Origin of the sequence: Massilia varians (genome assembly GCF_027923905.1) — a bacterium.
Classification (GTDB): Bacteria; Pseudomonadota; Gammaproteobacteria; order Burkholderiales; family Burkholderiaceae_D; genus Telluria; species Telluria varians_B.
The window spans coordinates 3,426,968-3,444,744 of record NZ_AP026966.1; the positions used below are offsets into that span (position 1 = coordinate 3,426,968).

Genomic DNA, 17,777 nt, shown 5'->3' on the forward strand with positions numbered 1-17,777 from the left:
GCGGCATCCGCGTCGCCACCGAGCCGAGTTCCGGGTGGAGCCGCCCACCCTACGAACGGCAATGCATCCGACAAAAGAAAAGGCCCGCTGCAAGCAGCGGGCCTTCGGATACTACGCCAGGTTCAGGACGCTCAGCGCACCCCGAGCTTGCCGGCTTCGACCGCGGCCAGCGCCGCACGCGCCTCGCGCTCGGCCTCGTTCGCCTCCTCGGTGCCGGCGGTGTACACCGGCAGCTCCTGGTCGAAACGCTCGGCGCTGAAGAAGTAGGCGATCGCGCTCACCACGCACAGGCCGCCGAAGAACAGGGCCACCAGCACCGGATCGGTGCCGCCGCGCATGGCCAGCAGGCCGGAAGCGATCATCGGCGCCAGGCCCGAGCCCAGGGTCGAGGCGATCTGGAAGGTCACCGCGATGCCGCTGTAGCGCACGTCGGCCGCGAACTTCTCGCCCATCCAGGTGTTCACCGGACCGCCCAGCATCGCCTGCACCACCGGCAGCGCCAGCACCAGGGCCAGGGTCAGGGCGCCCAGGCTGCCCTGGTTCACCAGCAGGAAGATCGGCCAAGTCAGCACCGCGCCCAGGATCGCGCCGGTGATCAGGAGCGGACGGCGGCCCAGGCGGTCCGACAGCGCGCCGAAGCACGGCATGGTGAAGATGTGCAGGAAGTTCGCGATCGTCATGGCCAGCAGCGCATCGGTGCGGCTGTGGCCCGCCGTGACCGCGTAGTTGAGCAGGAAGGCGGCGCCGAAGGTGGCGAAGGCCAGCGGCGCCAGGCCGCCGATTACGCCCGACAGCACTTGGGCGCGGTTGTGGCGGAACACCGTCACCACCGGCAGCACGCTCACCTTCTTGCCGGCGGCCAGGCGCTTCTTGCGCGCTTCCTCGAATTCCGGGGTTTCGTCGAGCTTCATGCGGATCACCACGCCCAGCACCAGCAGCAGCGCGCTGAGCAGGAAAGGCACGCGCCAGCCCCAGGACAGGAACTCCTCGTTCGGCAGCTTTGAGAAGCCCATCATCACCATGGTGCCCAGCAGCGCGCCGCTGGGGCCGCCCGAGGCGACGATCGAGACCGCCAGGCCGCGTCCCTTGGGCTTGGCGTGCTCCATCGACATCAGGGTGGCGCCGCCCCACTCGCCGCCGATGGCGAAGCCCTGCACCAGGCGCAGCACCACCAGCAGGATCGGCGCCATCACGCCGATCTGCTGGTAGCTCGGCAGCAGGCCGATGAGCACGCTGGCGCCGCCCATCATCATGAGGGTGATCATCAGGATCTTCTTGCGCCCCAGGCGGTCGCCGTAGTGGCCGAACTCTGGCTGCGGCTCCGCCGCCGAAGCCGCCGCCGGCATCGCCGGCGTGAGCAAAGTGCTGGTCGCCGACGCGCCGCACCTGCTGGATGGCCTGGCCGAGAACGTGGCCGAGCAGATCCTGTCGATCGCGGCAAGCTACTCGCACATCCTGGCCCCGGCCACCGCCTACGGCAAGAACATCCTGCCGCGCGTGGTCGCCAGGCTGGACGTGGCCCAGATCTCGGAAATTACCAAGGTCGCGTCCCCGGACACCTTCGAGCGCCCGATCTACGCCGGCAACGCCATCGCCACCGTGCAATCCGGCGACCCGGTGAAGGTCATCACCGTGCGCGGCACCGCGTTTGACGCCGCCGCCACCGGCGGGTCGGCTGCGGTCGAGCAGATCGCGCTTGTGCCCGACGTGGCCAAGTCGGCGTTCGTCGGCCGCGAGCTGGCCACCTCAAGCCGTCCGGAACTGACCGCCGCCAGGATCATCGTCTCGGGTGGCCGCGGCATCGGCTCGGCCGAGAACTTCAAGCTGCTCGAGCCGCTGGCCGACAGATTGAAAGCCGCCATGGGCGCCTCGCGCGCTGCGGTGGACGCCGGCTTCGTGCCGAACGACTGGCAGGTCGGCCAGACCGGCAAGATCGTCGCCCCGACCCTGTACATCGCGGTCGGCATCTCGGGCGCGATCCAGCACCTGGCCGGCATGAAGGACTCGAAGACCATCGTCGCCATCAACAAGGACCCGGAAGCGCCGATCTTCTCGGTGGCCGACTACGGCCTGGTGGGCGACCTGTTCGAGGTCGTGCCGCAACTGGTGGAGGAACTGGGCTAGTCGCCGGATTCCGGCTCGCCGTGCGGGGGCGGCAGGATCCGGACCAGGAGCTGGTCGATCCGGTAGTGGTCGACGTCGAGCACCTCGAACTTGACCCCCATGTATTCGACGCTGTCGGTCCGCTTGGGGACCTTGCGCAGCATGTACATCATGAAGCCGGCCGCGGTCTCGTAGGCCTCCTCGTCAGGCAGGCTCTCGAGCCCGACGGTGCGCTTGACGTCGCCGACCGGGGTGCTGCCGTCGATCAGCCATGAGCCGTCCTCGCGCTGCATGATCTGGTCGTCCTGGTCCAGCGGGCTGCCCCAGCTGCCCATCACGGTCAGCATGATGTCGCTCAGGGTGATCACGCCCATCACCAGCGCATACTCGTTGATCACCACCGCGAAGGTTTCCTTGGTGGCGCGGAACTTGTCGAGCAGTTCGGACAGGGTCAGCGTGTCCGGGATGATCAGGACGGTGCGCACGCTCGACTCGTTCAGCTGGAACACCGACTGCTTGTTCAGCAGCCGCACCAGGATGTCGCGCGTGTCCACATAGCCGATCACCCGGTCGATGCTGCCGTCGCAGACCGGGAATTTCGAATGTCCCGCCACCTTCTGGCGGATGCTCGCTTCGTTCTCGGTCAGGGTGAAATACACCACGCTGTCGCGGTTCGTCATGGCCGAGGCCACCGAGCGCGACTCCAGCTCGAACACGTTCTCGATGAAGTGCTGCTCCTGCTTCTGCAGCACGCCGGCCTGGGCGCCTGCTTCCACCGCGGCCGAGATCTCGTCGAAGGTGATGCTGTCTTCGCGCGCGGTGTCGACCTTGAATATCCGGAAAATCAGGTTGGCGACCAGGTTCAGCAGCCACGCCAGCGGCTTGCAGATCCGGATGTACCACTGGACCGGCTTGATCACCGCGACCGCGATGCGCTCGGGCGCGATCATCGCCAGGCGCTTGGGCATCAGGTCCGCGAACAGGATGAACAGGCAGGTGACGAACAGGAAGGACAAGGCGAAGCCGATGTTGTCGAGCGCCGGACCGACGTAGACGGTCGAGACCCAGTCGATGAAGAAAGGCCGCAGCGCGCCTTCGCCCAGGATGCCGCCCAGGATGGCGATCGCGTTCAGGCCGATCTGCGAGGCAGCGAAGAATTCCGCCGAGTGCACCTGCAGCGCCATTACCTGCAGGGCGCGCTCGTCCCCGGCCTCGGCCAGCAGCTTGAGCTTGATCTTGCGCGCGCCGGCAAAGGCGATCTCCGTGAGCGACAGGAAGCCGGCGGCCAGCACCAGCAGGATCATCAAGACGATATGTTGAAACAAGCTCACGGGACACCTGATTGGAAGACCAGCGAAACGCCGCTGTGGTGTCCAGTATACGTTTGGCAATTATTTGTGGCAACGACAGCCCGAAAACGCGCTGGTCTCACGCGCGCAAGCGCTGGCGGATCGCCTGCAGCGCTTCGCGCTGGCGGGCGTCCGCGCGCGGATACCGCAGCCCGAGTCCGCGCAGCGCATCGAGGACGATTTTCGAGACGATGAGGCGGGCGTTTTTCTTGTCGTCGGCCGGCACCACGTACCAGGGTGCGGCGCGGGTGCTGGTGCGCCGGATGCATTCCTCGTAGGCCTGCATGTAGGCGTTCCAGAATGCCCGCTCCTGGATGTCGGCCAGGCTGAACTTCCAATTCTTCTTCGGATCGTCGATGCGCTTGAGCAGGCGCTTGCGCTGTTCTTCCGGCGAGATGTGAAGAAAGAACTTGATGACGCGGGTACCGTTGGCGGCCAGGTGCCGTTCCAGGTTCCGGATCGAGCGGTAGCGTTCGCGCCAGATCGTCTCCTCGCGGGCCGCCGCGGGCACGCCTTCGCTGCGCAGGATCTCCGGATGCACGCGCGCGATCAGCACTTCTTCGTAATAGGAGCGGTTGAAGATGCCGATGTGCCCGCGCTCCGGCAGGTCGACCGTGGTGCGCCAGAGGAAATCGTGCTGCAGCTCCTTCGGAGCCGGGTGCTGGTAGCTGTGCACCTGGCAGCCCTGGGGATTCACGCCCGACATCACGTGCTTGATCGCGCCGTCCTTTCCCGCCGCATCCATGGCCTGGAAAATCACGAGGAGCGCGTGGCTGTTCGAGGCGAACAAGACCTGCTGGCGCGCGCTGAGGCGGGCGACGTGCCTGGCGAGCATCTCGCGGTAGTGCTGTTTCGAGCGGTATACCGGGGCGACCTCGGTCGGCAGGTCGGCCAGGCTGATCCTGCGCTCGCCGTCGATGCAAAAACGCTGTGCGTCGATCTTCATGTGCATCCTCCCTGGCCCAGAAGGTAACGCATCCGCCGTTCAGGGCGGCGCGCCCTTGGTATATATTCGACAACGACAAGGGACAAAACATTAGCGGGCACACCATTGCCGTTTCTTCCTGGAACGGAGGTTTTCCCAGCGCTCAACAGTTCCTGTGCATACAGCAAACACGCTTTCCATTGCGATGCACGCGCTCTTACAAATGCTTGCGTTTGAAACGTTTACAAACTTTCGCGTGCGCGCCGTTGCCATTAGTCTTATGGGCTTGGCCGCCGCCGGCGCCTGCCGCAATACACTGCGCCGCCATGGCGACGTGGGCCGATCGTTATCTTTTCACACGGAGTGTTCCTTGTCCGAATCAATTTTTCCCGAACCGGCAACGGTCATCAAGGTGATCGGCGTGGGCGGCGCCGGCGGTAATGCCGTCAGCCACATGGTCTCGTCCGGCCTGGCCACCTTCGACTTCATCTGCGCCAACACCGACGCCCAGGCCTTGTCGAATACCAAGGCCGAAAAGCGCATCCAGCTCGGCGAAGGCGGCCTTGGCGCCGGCAGCGACCCGAACGTGGGGCACGACAGCGCGGTGCGCGAGCGCGCCGCCATCGCCGATGCGCTCAAGGGCGCCGACATGGTCTTCATCACCGCCGGCATGGGCGGCGGCACCGGCACCGGCGCCGCGCCGGTGGTCGCCGAAGTGGCGCGCGAGCTCGGCATCCTCACCGTCGGCGTGGTCTCCAAGCCCTTCGACTTCGAAGGGCCGCGCCGCATGCGCGTGGCCGAGGAAGGCATCGCGGCCCTGGCGCGCTGCGTCGATTCGCTGGTCATCGTCCTCAACAGCCGTCTCGAGGAGGTGCTGGGCGAAGACATCACCCAGAAGCACGCCTTCGCCGCCGCCGACGAGGTGCTGTGCAAGGCGGTGACCGGCATCGCGGAGATCATCACCGTGCCCGGCATGGTCAACGTCGACTTCGAGGACGTGCGCACCGTGATGCGCCAGACCGGCATGGCCATGATGGGCTCGGCCCAGCACGCCGGCGAGGACCGCGCCGTCAAGGCGGCAGAAGAAGCGATCGCCTGCCCGCTGCTCGATGGCTCCAACCTGCGCGCCGCGCGCGGGGTCCTGGTGAACATCGCCGCCTCCGAGGAAACCCTGCGCCTGCGCGAAACCAAGCTGGTGATGAACACCATCTGCGCCCAGACCAGCGACGAGGCGATCATCAAGTTCGGCGCGGTGTTCGACGACAGCCTGGGCGACGCCATGCGCGTCACGGTGGTGGCCACCGGCCTGAACCGGCCCAGCGACTTTGCCGTGGGCCGGCGCACCCCGGGGACGCGCGCGGCGGCGCAGGGACAACCGGTCCTGCGCCAGGGCGGCGTGTCGGCGCCGGTGCGGCCCGCGCCGGCGCCTGCGCCGCGGCAGCCGGCCTCGTAGCGGCGCTTCGCAGTTTGCGCCCTGGCTCAGGACAGGGCGCCGCGCTCCTGCTTGGCAGCGAGCACGCGCGCCAGCGCCGTCTCCGGATCCAGTCCGGCCATCATCTGGTTGATGATCTCCTGCTTGTCCTCCGGGCCGAGCTGCTCGCAGGCGGTCCGGTGCGAATTGTAGTAGGCGTACCAGGCCACGTCCGCGGGCCGCTCCTTGCGCGGCTTGAAGCGTGCCGGCACCTTGGCGCGCATCGCTTCCACATAGGCTGCCAGCGGCGCCTCGGCCGCGCTCCAGTCGAATGCGGCGACCGCGCGCCGGTCGGCTTCCCAGTCGCCCCGGTATCCGGGACGCGGCAGGCTGTCCTTGTGCGCCGCCAGGCAGGCCAGGTTGGGATAGCCGTTCAGGGCGCAAAAATCCTCCACGAACAGCAGCTTGGGACCGATGCCCACCGGTACCGTGCGGCCGAGCACCGCGTCCTTCGGATGCAGAGAACGCGCCAGCGTGAGCAGGTCGCCGTAGGTGATCGGCATGCCGCGCAGGGACGTCGCCTGGCGCACCAGGGCCTCGACCAGGCGGGCGCCTACCTCGATGTCGTTGAAGGTGTATGGAATCATGCTGATACGGCGCTCAATGGGAAGGTGTTCGAAGTGGCAATCGTGGCATCTTAGCAAATCCCCGCGCGCTCACCTCGGCCTCTTCCACGTCCGGCATGCCTCCGAGCTTGCTGGATGCCCTCTTGATGCCGTGTTGGGCAGGCCGCAGTCGTTGACGCCAGAGCTATCCGACTCCGAAACATCATCAGTGGGTTAGTTACATTTTATGGACGGTAGGTGTTGTTGCTAGGTTCCATCTCATTCCCATCACTAGACTGCCCAGTACATTCACGACACATCGCCGCATGCTGGATAGCCTGAGCACCATAGTGAAACCACTGAAGCGTTGAGAAGCGTTTAATATAGCGCTACCTTGCGGAAATCAATGCCACTGAGCACCAACTGCTGAGAACATATCCTCCGCAGCCACGCATGCCACCGCAGCGCTGAACCACCACCTACCCTACCGCCGATTCGCGAAACAACCATGCAATCCCCTGCCCAGCTCATGAGCGGGCTGCTCGACTACCTGGTCGAGCAAGCCAAGGACATCGATCCTGCTGCTTTTACACTGTCGAAGGCTACCGAGTTCAAGAAGACCTATGCCGATCTCGAGACACTTCCTTGGGTCGACTTCAACGTGGAGACCGATGGGGAGCCCATCTGGCTGCGGGTACACCGCCTCGAGGCGACCCGCGCCCCCGCCGTTCCCGAGCCCGAGCTTGCTCCCTTCCTGACGGTCAGCGACGACCCGGCAGCCCCTTCGCCGACCGTGAAGGATGCCGCACTGGCAAGCGCCCGCAACCAGGACGCCAGTGTCGTCGGCGAGGAAGAGGCCACACGGCGCGACGATCAGCGGCGCGCACGGGTCGCTCGCATGCTCACGGTCTACACCCAGCACTGGAACGACTGGGCTGGGCGTGAACGACCGCGCCGCCAGGTGATGGCTCTGTACGCCGACCTGTTTGCGCTGAAGACGCGCCTGGAATCGGAAGAAGCGGTGCGTCCGACCGAGCTGGTGTGGGGCATGGGCGTGTCGTCGTGGCGCATCACGGGCACGGACCAAGCCGGCTCACCCGCGTCCTGCGACTTCCACTACCCCCTGATCACCCAGGCCGTGGAGCTCGAGATCGACCATGCCAGCCATGCGATCGGCGTGCGGCCGCGCCAGCTCGAGCCACGCCTGGAGTTCGACGCCTTTGCCGCCTGCGGCGTGCCCGGCATCGGCGATGTCGAGCGCGCCGCGCGCACCCTGTTGCGTGAGCGCCCGGACATCGCCATCTCGCCCTTCGACCCGACGACGGTCGAGCCGATTCTGAGCCTGGCCGCCGGCAATCTCGCTGCGTCGGCACGTTACGACCGTGAAGCGGCCAGCGCACCGGGCGCGGGCGACCAGCTGGTGGTGACCAAGCAGTGGGTCGTGTTCACCCGTCCGCGCCCCAGCCATTTCCTCATCGATGACATTGCGCGCCTGAAGGAACGGGTCAGCGCCGGCGACGCGATTCCCGACGGACCGCTCTGCATCGTCACGCCGCCTGGCGAGGCCGTGATCGAGCACGAAGCGATCGCCTTCCGTGGCCTGTCCGGCCGCCCGGCTACCCGCGGCGAACCGCGCGAACTCTACTTCCCGCTGCCCTACAACCGCGAACAGGAGACGATCGTGCAGCAGCTGGCGCGCTGCCCGGGCGTCGCGGTCCAGGGTCCACCCGGCACCGGCAAGACCCATACGATCGCCAACATCATCAGCCACTACCTGGCAATGGGGAAACGGATCCTGGTCACCTCCAAGGGCGAACCGGCGCTGAAGGTACTCCAGGAGAAGATTCCTGCATCGATCCGCCCCTTGAGCGTCGCGCTGCTCTCCGGCGACAAGGAAGGCATGCGCCAGTTTCAGGCATCGATCGAAGCAATCATTCACACCCTCACCCATCTGAATCCGCAGGTGGAGAGCGATGCCATCGCCGCCTGCCGCGCCGCACTCGACCGCGCGCATGAAGAGATGGCGCGAATCGACACCCGCATCGACGACATCGCCCGCGCGCACCTGAGCGAGATCGATGTCGACGGCGTGCCGATGCGCGCGCAGAAGATGGCCGAGCTGGTGATCCACGGACACGAAGAGTTCGGCTGGTTCGACGACCAGTTGTCGCTGGCGCCGGAACATGCGCCGCCCTTCGGCGACGAGGCCGGCATGCAGCTGCGCGACGCGCGCCGCCGGCTCGGCAGCGATCTTGTCTACTGCCGTGCCAAGGTCCCGGCATCCGGCACCCTGCTCCAGCCTGCGGAGGTCGGCCGCCTGCACGAGGTGCTCCAGACGGTACGCGACATCGAGCGCGACGAGGCGGCGGGCGTGCTGCTCCCGCTGCGCGCGACCACACCGGACGTTCTCGCGCGCGCCCGCGAGCTGCTTGCGGCGCTGGACGTCGCGGCCGCGCTGGTGCGCGAACTCGAGGAATCGGGGCATGCATGGGTCTCCACCCTGCGCGAGAAATGCCGGCGCGCCGACTTCACGACCGAACGGAGTTCCCTTGAGGCGCTGTTCTCGGAGATGGACGCGCTCCTGCAGGCCAGGGCCGAGTTCATGCAACGCCCCGTGACGGCGCCGCGCGAGGCCCTGGAACATCCCAAGGCGCTCGACGCCATCGCGCGCGGGGCAGAGTCCGGCAAGCCGTTCGGCTTGCTGGCCTTCGGCGCGGGCGACATCAAGCCGCACATCGGCGCCATCCGCGTCGCCGGACTCGCACCAGGCTCGCGCGAAGACTGGGCGCACGTGCAGCGCTTCGCGGCTTTGCACACGCGGCTGTTGTCCTTCGTGGTGCGCTGGAACGCCTTCGCCGAACTGCTCACCCTGCCCCTGCTCCAGCCGGATGTCGGCCAGCTGCGTGCGACCGAACAGATCGCGCTCGCCGCACGCCGCGCGCATACCCTGGCCACGACGCACGACCGCATGCTCCCTGGCCTGGCCGAGCAGGTATTTGCCCGGGTGCCCCAGGGCGAGCTGCTGGGGCGGCATGCCGACCTGGCCCATGTCCGCGAACAGTTGCGCCGGCATCTCACGCGCGCCGAACTGGCAGAGGCCATGACAAGCCTGGCCGCCCTGCGGGACCAGCTCGCGGGCACCTCGGGTCCGGTCTCGGAACAGCTGCGCAAGCTGGTCGAAGATACGTTGGGCGCTGCGGACCTGTCCGCCGAGACGCTCGTGGCCGGCTACGCCGACATCCTTGCCGAGATCCGGCGCGTCGAGGCGCTGGCACCGGTCCTTGCCACCGTAGACAAGCTGGCCGGCGACATCGCACGCCATGGCGCCTCGCGCCTGGCCGCGCGCGTGCTCACGGTGCCGGCCGACGCCGTCGGCGACGACAAGGTCTTCCCGGTGCGCTGGCGCGATGCCTGGACCTGGGCGCGCTTGAAGACCCACCTGGACGCCATCGACGATCGCGACGAAATGCGCAGCCTGGCAGCGCGCCGGCGCGACCTCGAGAAGGGCCTCGCCCGCCTCTACGAAACCCTGGTCTCGAAATCCGCCTGGCTCGCGACGCGGCGCCAGGCCGGCCAGAACGTCCTGACGGCGCTCGAAACCTACCGCATCGCCATGCGCAAGATCGGCAAGGGGACCGGGGTCAATGCCGCCCGCTACCGCCGTGACGCCCAGCAGGCGATGGTCGACGCGCAGGCGGCCGTCCCCTGCTGGATCATGAGCCACGCCCGCGTGTCGGAGACGCTGCCGGCCACGCTCGGCGCCTTCGACCTGGTCATCGTGGACGAAGCGAGCCAGTCGGACCTGTGGGCATTGCCCGCCGTCCTGCGCGGCAAACAGATCCTGGTGGTCGGCGACGACAAGCAGGTCTCGCCCGAGGCGGGATTCGTCTCGGCGGCCAAGATCGTCGACCTGCGCCGGCGCTTCCTGGCCGGCCAGCCCTTCGAAGCGGTGCTCACTGCCGACATGTCGCTGTATGACATCGCGTCGTCGGTGTTCGCCGCGTCCAGGGTCATGCTGCGCGAGCATTTCCGCTGCGTTCAACCGATCATCGCCTACAGCAACCGGGTGTTCTACAAGGATTTCATCCAGCCGCTGCGCATTCCCAAGGCTTCGGAACGCCTCGACCCGCCGCTCGTCGACGTCTTCGTCGCCAACGGCTACCGGTCCGCCAAGTCGCAGAACTTGCCGGAGGCCGAGTTCATTGCAGCGGAAATCGAAGCGATCCTGCGTGACCCGGCGCTGCACAGTCGCACCCTGGGCGTGGTATCCCTGCTCGGTCCCGAACAGGCGCAGTCGATCGACAAGCTGGTACGTTCCCGCTGTGACGCGGCAGAGCTGGCACGCCGCAATTTCGCCTGTGGCGATGCCCGCATCTTCCAGGGCAGCGAGCGCGATATCGTTTTCCTCAGCATGGTGGCCGACAGCCGCAACCACCATGCACTGTCGGGATTGCAGTATGACCAGCGCTTCAACGTGGCCGCATCCCGTGCGCGCGACCGCATGTATCTGGTGCGCTCGGTCCGTCTGGAAGAGCTGTCCACGGCCGACCTGCGGCGTACGCTGGTCGAGCACTTCGCCAAGCCAGTCGAGAGCAACGACGAAGCGGGCAGCCTCATCGCCCTGTGCGAGTCCGGCTTCGAGCGCGACGTCTACACCGAACTGTTCGAGCGTGGCTACCGTGTCATTCCGCAGGTGCCGGCCGCGGGCTACCGGATCGACATGGTGGTCGAGGGTGCGGACGACCGGCGCCTCGCCATCGAGCTCGATGGCGACGAATTCCATGGGCCGGACAGGTGGGCCGCCGATATGGGCCGCCAGCGCGTGCTGGAACGGGCCGGATGGATTTTCTGGCGCTGCTTCGCCTCGACCTGGTCGTTGCAGCGCGAGGCCGTGCTGGCCGAACTGCTCGGGCAACTGGCGAAGATGGGGATCGAGCCGCTTGGCGCGCTGGAACGGATTCCGTCGCTGGTGGAGTACCGGGAGTGGGGTCGGGAAGCAGGGGCAAGCCATGATGACACTGCTGCGCAGCTGGTCGAAGCGGCGGTTGTTGCCGACTCGAACTCGTCAATACCATGACCGGTACCATTTAAGCGAACCGGCTCGGACCAGCTGCCTCCGATGCGCCGGGCCCGGGCGGTGCGCACGCTCGGCGGCTTCATTCGGCGGCCGCCCCCCTTCGGCCCAGCGACTCAGCGCCGTACCATGGTGTACGCGTACGAGGTGTACGCGTGGTTCCCCTTCCTCATGGCGACCCGGCTTACCATGTCGTCGATCGCGCGCACGCTGGGAATCTTCCTGAAGTATCCGTGTCCATAGAACCGCGCAATCTGCACCTCCCGGAAGCCGATGCGTCCTATCCGCTCGACCACGCTAGCGGTGCAGCGGCACCAACTGTAATGGGCCGGAAATTTCAGGTACGCCTCGGACGAATCGGTCAGGCGTGCGCCGAAGGTCCATTCATACGAATGAGCAACGGCTGTTTAACTTTACTTAAAAATCAACTACTTAGAGACTCCGGTCACCCCACTCGACGATCAATGGATGAGCTAACTCATTGATTCAACTTTGATTTTTTCTCCAGGGCCTGGTCAATGCCACGAACGGCATCATGTAATCTGCTGCGCTCCGGTCCAGCCCGGACCTTCCTTTCGATCTGCGACAAGTCATCGTTGAACTGTACCGGCGCTTCGGATCCCGTTCCTGAACCGGTCCGCCATCCGTTGACCTGACAGGAATGCAGGTCGGGCCAGCAGCGAAGCAACACCAGCCAGCATGCTGGCTGGGCACACCGACGCCCGAGCATGCGGGACCTGCATTCTGCCAGGTACGCATCTCTGGTCCGACGCGGCGGCCGGCGCCCGATGCCCCGCAGATGCTATCATCGCCATCCGCGATGTTCCGCTTCCCGGAATGCTCGTTCTGTCAGGACACGGATATCAATCGACAAGAACGACTGGCTCGATCAGTTTCAGGACACGCGTCGACGAACAGCACCAGGCCATCCGCTGCAGAACCTCGTGGTCAGCCGCGACGGGCCGCTTGGCGCCAGACTGCGTGCTTCGGTGTTTCCATCGTCTGGCTCTACGACAGTCGTTTCCGGATCACGGTCAAGCTTGTACAGCGAGGCACTACCTTCGTGACGCACAGCGACGTCACGTTTGCTGACGCAACGGAAGCGGATGTCGCGCGCCTGCTCGACCGCGTGCAGGTGAAGAAATGCACGACACGTGGATGCCGGAATCCTGCATTCGATCCCGCCAGCGCGCAGGCGCACCGCGACGGAAAGTGCGAACAGTGCTTCATGAAGAATCTGGACAAGGAGCTAGAAAAGACACAGGCTGCCGCACGAAGGAAGCTGGCGCAGATGGACCGGCTGTACTGGGCTCGCGGCTTCACTCACCGAGTGGAGGCCTGGGTGCACGCGGACGGCGGTGACAAGCAACTCAGCATCTGGCTTGCAGACCCCACTGACGACAGCATTCGCGACGAGCTTCAGCGTGCTGGTGCAGACCCTGCACAGGGCGAGACCCTGCATCCGCTGTAATCCCTGTGCAACGAGCGCTTGTCTGGTCGGGCCGGTACACCACTCCGACACTCAGATGCATTCGCAGGGAGCTACCCCTGCAGGCAAACCCAGTGTTTCGGCAGGCACAACCGTCACGGATGCAGGCAGGCCGAACGTGAACGGAACCATCGAAACCAGATTCTGGTACCCGACCTGTTCGCAGTCATCGGCACTGGCGGTTTCGCAGACACGGACGCGCACCAGACGAATGCAGCGATCGCTGTATGGATTGCCCTGGCAGTTCGCGAAGTTGACTTCCGGACTGGCGGGCAAGGAGCCTGACGGGATCGGCACCATGGCCAGGCTGTTCCCGGTTTTCCGAATCCACATGTAGTCAATCGCGATGTGTCTGTCGGTGACTGGTTGAGCAAAGACAAGGAAACCCGGTGAGTCACGGAAAATGGCCTGCTCCCGCACTTTCTGCATCACTGCTTCCTTGCTGAAGTCAGCATTGGCAGCCAACATGGCGGCACGACGCGTCACTTCCTGCAATGTATTGATGATATACATCGCGCGTGCCGTCTCGACTATTCCGAAGAAGAGCAGAAAGAAAACAAGGGCGACGAGTGCGAACTCCACAGCGGCAACACCGCGCTGTTTTCTGCACCTCGAATGCAGTCTGGAGAGCTGTTCAATTGCCCGCATAGCGCATCGTGACGTCTGCTGTCAGGCGCAGCCCGTCTTCCCCGAAGATAGAATTGGTGACTGGCGCAAACATCTCGTCACGCACGAGTATCCTGACCGCTACGCGCACGTCCGCAGGAGCGCTCTCTCCGCCGCAAGTGTAGCCTCCACACAGAATTGTAGGAGGCAACATTTCCACTCCCGGCTTGATCTCCTCGAGTTCCGCGTCGATGATTCCCTCCACGAGCCCTACGACACCCGGCTTTCCGCCATTTCCTGGCCCGAAGATCTCGACCTTCGACGCTTGAGACAGAAAGCGTGCACTGTCGTGTGCGGCCTTTTCGACCACACTGTAGTACCAGAATATGCGGGCCAGGAAAATGGGGACCGCCAGGAACAGGATCAGTATCGGCAGGATGATTGCTGCCTCGATGGCAACGCTTCCCTGCTCGGTCCGCCGGAAACAACGGGAGAAAGATGTCTTCATTGGAAAAGCCTCACTCGGGTGTGCAAAGTCTGCTCTGCGGCCAGTCCCGCGAACTCGGCATACAGGCTTTTATCATCCGCCTGCACGGTCATGAAGAACCTGCCGATTCCCTTTACAGTTGCCCTGTTCCCCGACACAGGGCAGGCAAGCAAGGGAACATTCAGTACTCGTCTGTTTGCCACGCCTGTCCGGCTGGGGGAGAGCCCGTACGTCGCCCCCCGGTCTGGTAAGGAGTCGAGGACGGATAGCTGCTTTTCGCCTTCGGTTGCCCAGGGGTATACAGGTCTTTCCAGTTCGATGTACCGTAGACGGCGTAGCCTCCGGCGGGTGCCGTTGCGGCATACTTTACGGCCTTGGCGTAAGACCACAGTGGGCCGTACGCCTCGGCTACCGTGCCTCCCGGCGATGGTAAGGGTCCTGCAACCGTCCAGCGCTTCCTGTTGATCGTGTCCTCGTACACCGATGCCTGCACTGCGGGCGTCGTCTCCATCCAGGGCACTCCGTCGTTCTTGACGTCATAAGGTTTCACGTTCTTGTCGGGTGGGGCGGTCTCGGGATCGCAAGGCGCAGTATAGGAATCGAAGCGCGAATTGAATTGACGAAAATAATTCTCAAGGGGAAATGGGCTCGTAACGGGAACTCTTCCTCCCGTCAACCTTGCAACCCCCATCATCCCGGTGCATATGGCAGGTGCGACGATACCGAAATCGCTCGCCGATGTACTCGTCGAGCCGGGGCCGCCAAATGGATGGAGCAGGAAGGTCTGGCCTGTTCCCGCAGCCTCGGGGTTCAGTTGCATGAGGTCATAGCTGACACCGCGCCGAAACCCGAACTCCTCCAGCTCCCCATTGCGATCGTGCTTCTCATCAGGATGCATTGCACATATGCCGAACGGCACTACGCCAATTGCAGAAGGCCCTGCGATCGCGCGTCCACTGGTCGATGTGAACGTCCCGTCCTTCGAAACGACTGGCAGGAAGAACGTCCGCACCTCACCGTAAGACGGATCGAGACCACGAGTATCGACCTGTACGTACAGAAGGCCATTCGGAACGCTTTTCGCAGCTGCCTCGCTGCTCGATAGCCACGGTCCGTCGGGTGTGGTGGCAAATTTGATGGCATCATTGCTCCAGACCATCGGTTCCGCGATATAACCATAGCTGGGGCCGCCGAATCTGACAGGTATCCCGAAATACGAGCTTACCTTTTGTACTGCTTTCGTGAGCCCGACCTTCGTGCCATCGAGCTCGACTGCGGCGTGCAGTGCAGCGGCGTCCGCCACACTCTGCAATTCCATTTTCCGGTTGTAGACTCGGGAAAGATCGAGAGCCAGGCTACAAAAGCCACAGATTATGATGATGGCCCCTATGGCCATGACCGCCACAGCGCCATCTTCACGGCCCGGATGCTTGAAGGCCACATGACCAGGACGCACCAGGGACGCGCTCTTACCCATTCCCATTCTGCCTCCTCTGGAAATCCGTTGCGTGCCAGTACCTATCAGCAAGTCTAATAGTCGTTGGCGCTATTCAGTTGACTTCGCACAACTTGACTGGGTATAGGTCGCGATGCGATCCCATTCCTTCGGCAGGCATGTCGTGGTGCCAACCACAAGGGCACGCTCGCTGCAATGCCCTTCGCTTCTCGCAAGGCTTGACAGACTACCCCGGCGGAAACTGACAACGAATGAGCTGAAAATGACATAGAGCAACAATGAAGAGCAAAATGTTGTCAAGCTAAATCCTCGCACGCATAGCAACAGAGGAGAGACGCGGCATGCACGGGGACTACAGACGGAATCGTCACTTACGTAACGCTGGATTCAGCGCGCTCCTGTGCATTTCCTTCGGTTTCATCTTGCTGTTAAGCAGCCTGTTCCTTGTACGAGCAAAACCTGCTGCGCTCATTGTCAGCGGGCTTGTCGGGGCGGCCGCCATGATGCTGATGAATCGGAGAATCGCCAACTACTGGCGAGGCGGCATCGCACTCGAGCATCAAGGACCCGAAGACGCAGTTGGAAAACTTCTTAGTCCGTCCTTCTTGCTTGCCTTATTATTCCTGGCAAGCACCGGGTATATCGGAGCCATTGCCGCAGGGACTGGATGGGCCACACCGCTCTTCCCTTATGTCATGTTTCTGTTCCTTTTTCCCTGGTCCCAACTTGCGCTTTGCCGCACAAGTCCTGCCACCTCCTTGTCGGTGCTCTGTGCCGGACTGATTGCCGGGCTCGTCACAATGGACTGGCCGCCGCATCCTCTAGTGATCGGGGTCGCGGTGTGGATGTTCTGGACCTCGGCCGTGCTCGCCTGGCTGAGGCTCATTCTCATCGATCGGCAACAACTGCGTGCTACCCGGGCTGTCGGTCAGCAAGCTACTGAAAACCAGGGAACGCCCCGGGAGCGGTGCTCCACTCCTCCGTCATCCAGTCGTGGGTGAAGTCCGACGTGGCGTGCAGTAGCTGGGTGAGACCGCACGCCGAGTTCGACGCCGGCTCCGATGGAAATCATGCGGCGTGAACGGCGCCAGCGGGACGCCATCTGCCTGCGCCATCTCCAGCACGGCCACCGTCACCCGGTTCATCGTCGCCTTGCTCATCGGTTCGTCGCGATCGTACCTCGACGGGAATATGTAGCGCGATCCGCCGGCGCACGTCTTCAGCGCCACCAAAATGTCCAGCGCCTGTGTCGAGAGATATACATTGTGGGGCTTGCGCCGCTTCATGCGAGCGGCCGGGATGACCCAGACGCGGTTCGTGAAATTCACTTCATCCCAGGTACCTTCTCCCATCTCCGACTTCCTCAACATCGTCAGCAGCAGAAGCTTCACACCAAGGCGGATCGTCGGGCCAGTCGATACCTCTTCGAGGTACCTGAACCGTAGTCCGATCTCCTCTTCGCTCAAGGCGCGGTCGCGTGGCTGAAACCTGGCGATACTGCTCGGGCGAATCTCCTCAGCGGGATTTGGCAGCTTCATGCCCCGGTCACACGCATACCGGAAAACGAGCATGACGATCTCGCGTGCGTGAACTGCGGTGGCCGGTGCGCCCTCCCAACGATACGGTTACACAGCCCGCGCAACTCGTCCGGTGTGATCTCCTCGAGCTTCAGCCTGCCAAACGGTTTCGCGAGGTCGCGCTCGAAAACGGATCGCCGCATGTCACGAGTGGACTCCGCCATCATGTACTTGGCCAGCCCCTCTGCTGCCCACTGACCGAACGACTCTTCATCGCGCCGCCGCGCCGTTGTGGCGCTCTTCTGGCGGGCAGGGGAACGTCCCGCGGCCAGAGACGCCTTCGCCTCCATCAGAAGCTCCCGGGCTTCGCTGAGCTTGGTCCCGCCGGGTCCGTAGCGACCAAGAACAAGCGTCTTCTGCCTGCCGTTGATCGCGTAGTTGAAGCGGAACGAGATTGTCCCGGACGGGGTGACGTACGCGTAGAGGCCGTCGCGGTCCGCCTTCTTGTAGGGTTTGTCCCTGGGCTTCAGGGCGCGCAGCCCGGCATCTGTCAGCATGGAAGCCTCCGGTACCATTATTGAAGACACCCTTTTGCACGCCGTTTTCCTTATCAAAATCAATTACTTGGCTATTGGCGATACCACGTTTGAATGAAACCGGCAACATGGTATGGCAGTCCACGTGATCCATAGTCGATACCATCAAACGTTGTTGCTCTACCCTGCCCGATACTGCCAAGCGCTGCCAACAAAAAA

The 17,777-nt window shown here is 64.1% G+C and carries 12 protein-coding genes and 2 pseudogenes; 5 read left to right on the top strand and 9 right to left on the bottom strand.

Annotated features, from left to right (window positions below; genetic code table 11):
- Positions 1–131: 131 nt before the first annotated feature.
- Positions 132–1,361: an MFS transporter gene (locus tag MasN3_RS15375; protein ID WP_281908280.1), complete on the bottom strand. Its 1,230-nt coding sequence runs from the start codon at positions 1,359–1,361 to the stop codon at positions 132–134.
- On the opposite strand from MasN3_RS15375, the pseudogene MasN3_RS15380 reads away from it, so the two are divergent.
- Positions 1,309–2,124 (top strand): annotated as a pseudogene (locus tag MasN3_RS15380) (electron transfer flavoprotein subunit alpha/FixB family protein); the annotation flags it as partial. The gene MasN3_RS15375 and the pseudogene MasN3_RS15380 overlap by 53 nt on opposite strands.
- On the opposite strand, the gene MasN3_RS15385 reads toward MasN3_RS15380, so the two are convergent.
- Complete coding sequence (locus MasN3_RS15385) at positions 2,121–3,434, bottom strand: hemolysin family protein (protein WP_281908282.1); 1,314 nt, start codon at positions 3,432–3,434, stop codon at positions 2,121–2,123. The pseudogene MasN3_RS15380 and the gene MasN3_RS15385 overlap by 4 nt on opposite strands.
- Positions 3,435–3,531: 97 nt before the next feature.
- On the bottom strand, positions 3,532–4,398 hold the full coding sequence (locus tag MasN3_RS15390; RefSeq protein ID WP_281908284.1) for an ADP-polyphosphate phosphotransferase: 867 nt from the start codon (positions 4,396–4,398) through the stop codon (positions 3,532–3,534).
- A gap of 349 nt (positions 4,399–4,747) precedes the next feature.
- On the opposite strand from MasN3_RS15390, the pseudogene ftsZ reads away from it, so the two are divergent.
- A pseudogene (gene ftsZ / locus MasN3_RS15395) lies at positions 4,748–5,767 on the top strand (cell division protein FtsZ); the annotation flags it as partial.
- Positions 5,768–5,856: 89 nt separating this feature from the next.
- Here the strand turns inward: ftsZ and MasN3_RS15400 are convergent.
- The gene (locus MasN3_RS15400; RefSeq protein ID WP_281908287.1) at positions 5,857–6,435 is read right to left on the bottom strand and encodes a hypothetical protein; all 579 of its coding nucleotides are present in this window, start codon (positions 6,433–6,435) and stop codon (positions 5,857–5,859) included.
- A 466-nt stretch (positions 6,436–6,901) separates the two neighbouring features.
- Here MasN3_RS15400 and MasN3_RS15405 point away from each other — a divergent pair, with 466 nt between their 5' ends.
- Entirely contained in the window at positions 6,902–11,470 is a 4,569-nt protein-coding gene (locus tag MasN3_RS15405; protein WP_281908288.1) for an AAA domain-containing protein, read from the top strand.
- 1,060 nt (positions 11,471–12,530) lie between these two features.
- The gene (locus MasN3_RS15410) at positions 12,531–12,938 is read left to right on the top strand and encodes a hypothetical protein (RefSeq protein ID WP_281908290.1); all 408 of its coding nucleotides are present in this window, start codon (positions 12,531–12,533) and stop codon (positions 12,936–12,938) included.
- 51 nt (positions 12,939–12,989) lie between these two features.
- Here MasN3_RS15410 and MasN3_RS15415 read toward each other — a convergent pair whose 3' ends face one another.
- From MasN3_RS15415 to MasN3_RS15425, 3 genes are all read right to left on the bottom strand, one after another.
- Positions 12,990–13,604 (bottom strand): TadE/TadG family type IV pilus assembly protein, encoded by a 615-nt coding sequence (locus MasN3_RS15415; protein WP_281908293.1) that lies wholly within the window; start codon positions 13,602–13,604, stop codon positions 12,990–12,992.
- Positions 13,591–14,070 (bottom strand): TadE/TadG family type IV pilus assembly protein, encoded by a 480-nt coding sequence (locus tag MasN3_RS15420; RefSeq protein ID WP_281908295.1) that lies wholly within the window; start codon positions 14,068–14,070, stop codon positions 13,591–13,593. The genes MasN3_RS15415 and MasN3_RS15420 overlap by 14 nt, the downstream gene beginning before the upstream one ends.
- Positions 14,071–14,230: 160 nt before the next feature.
- Positions 14,231–15,532 carry a pilus assembly protein TadG-related protein gene (locus MasN3_RS15425; RefSeq protein ID WP_281908297.1) on the bottom strand — a complete coding sequence of 434 codons (1,302 nt, stop codon included), beginning with the start codon at positions 15,530–15,532 and terminating at the stop codon, positions 14,231–14,233.
- A 314-nt stretch (positions 15,533–15,846) separates the two neighbouring features.
- Between MasN3_RS15425 and MasN3_RS15430 the strand changes: the two genes are divergently transcribed.
- On the top strand, positions 15,847–16,506 hold the full coding sequence (locus tag MasN3_RS15430; RefSeq protein WP_281908300.1) for a hypothetical protein: 660 nt from the start codon (positions 15,847–15,849) through the stop codon (positions 16,504–16,506).
- Here the strand turns inward: MasN3_RS15430 and MasN3_RS15435 are convergent.
- Together MasN3_RS15435 and MasN3_RS15440 are read right to left on the bottom strand one after the other, a co-directional pair.
- Positions 16,489–17,043, bottom strand: coding sequence for a tyrosine-type recombinase/integrase (locus MasN3_RS15435; protein WP_281908301.1), 555 nt, complete (start codon positions 17,041–17,043; stop codon positions 16,489–16,491). The two genes, MasN3_RS15430 and MasN3_RS15435, sit on opposite strands and share 18 nt — an antisense overlap.
- A complete protein-coding gene (locus MasN3_RS15440; protein WP_281908303.1) occupies positions 17,040–17,579 on the bottom strand; it encodes an Arm DNA-binding domain-containing protein in 540 nt (179 codons plus the stop codon). The genes MasN3_RS15435 and MasN3_RS15440 overlap by 4 nt, the downstream gene beginning before the upstream one ends.
- Positions 17,580–17,777: the final 198 nt, after the last annotated feature.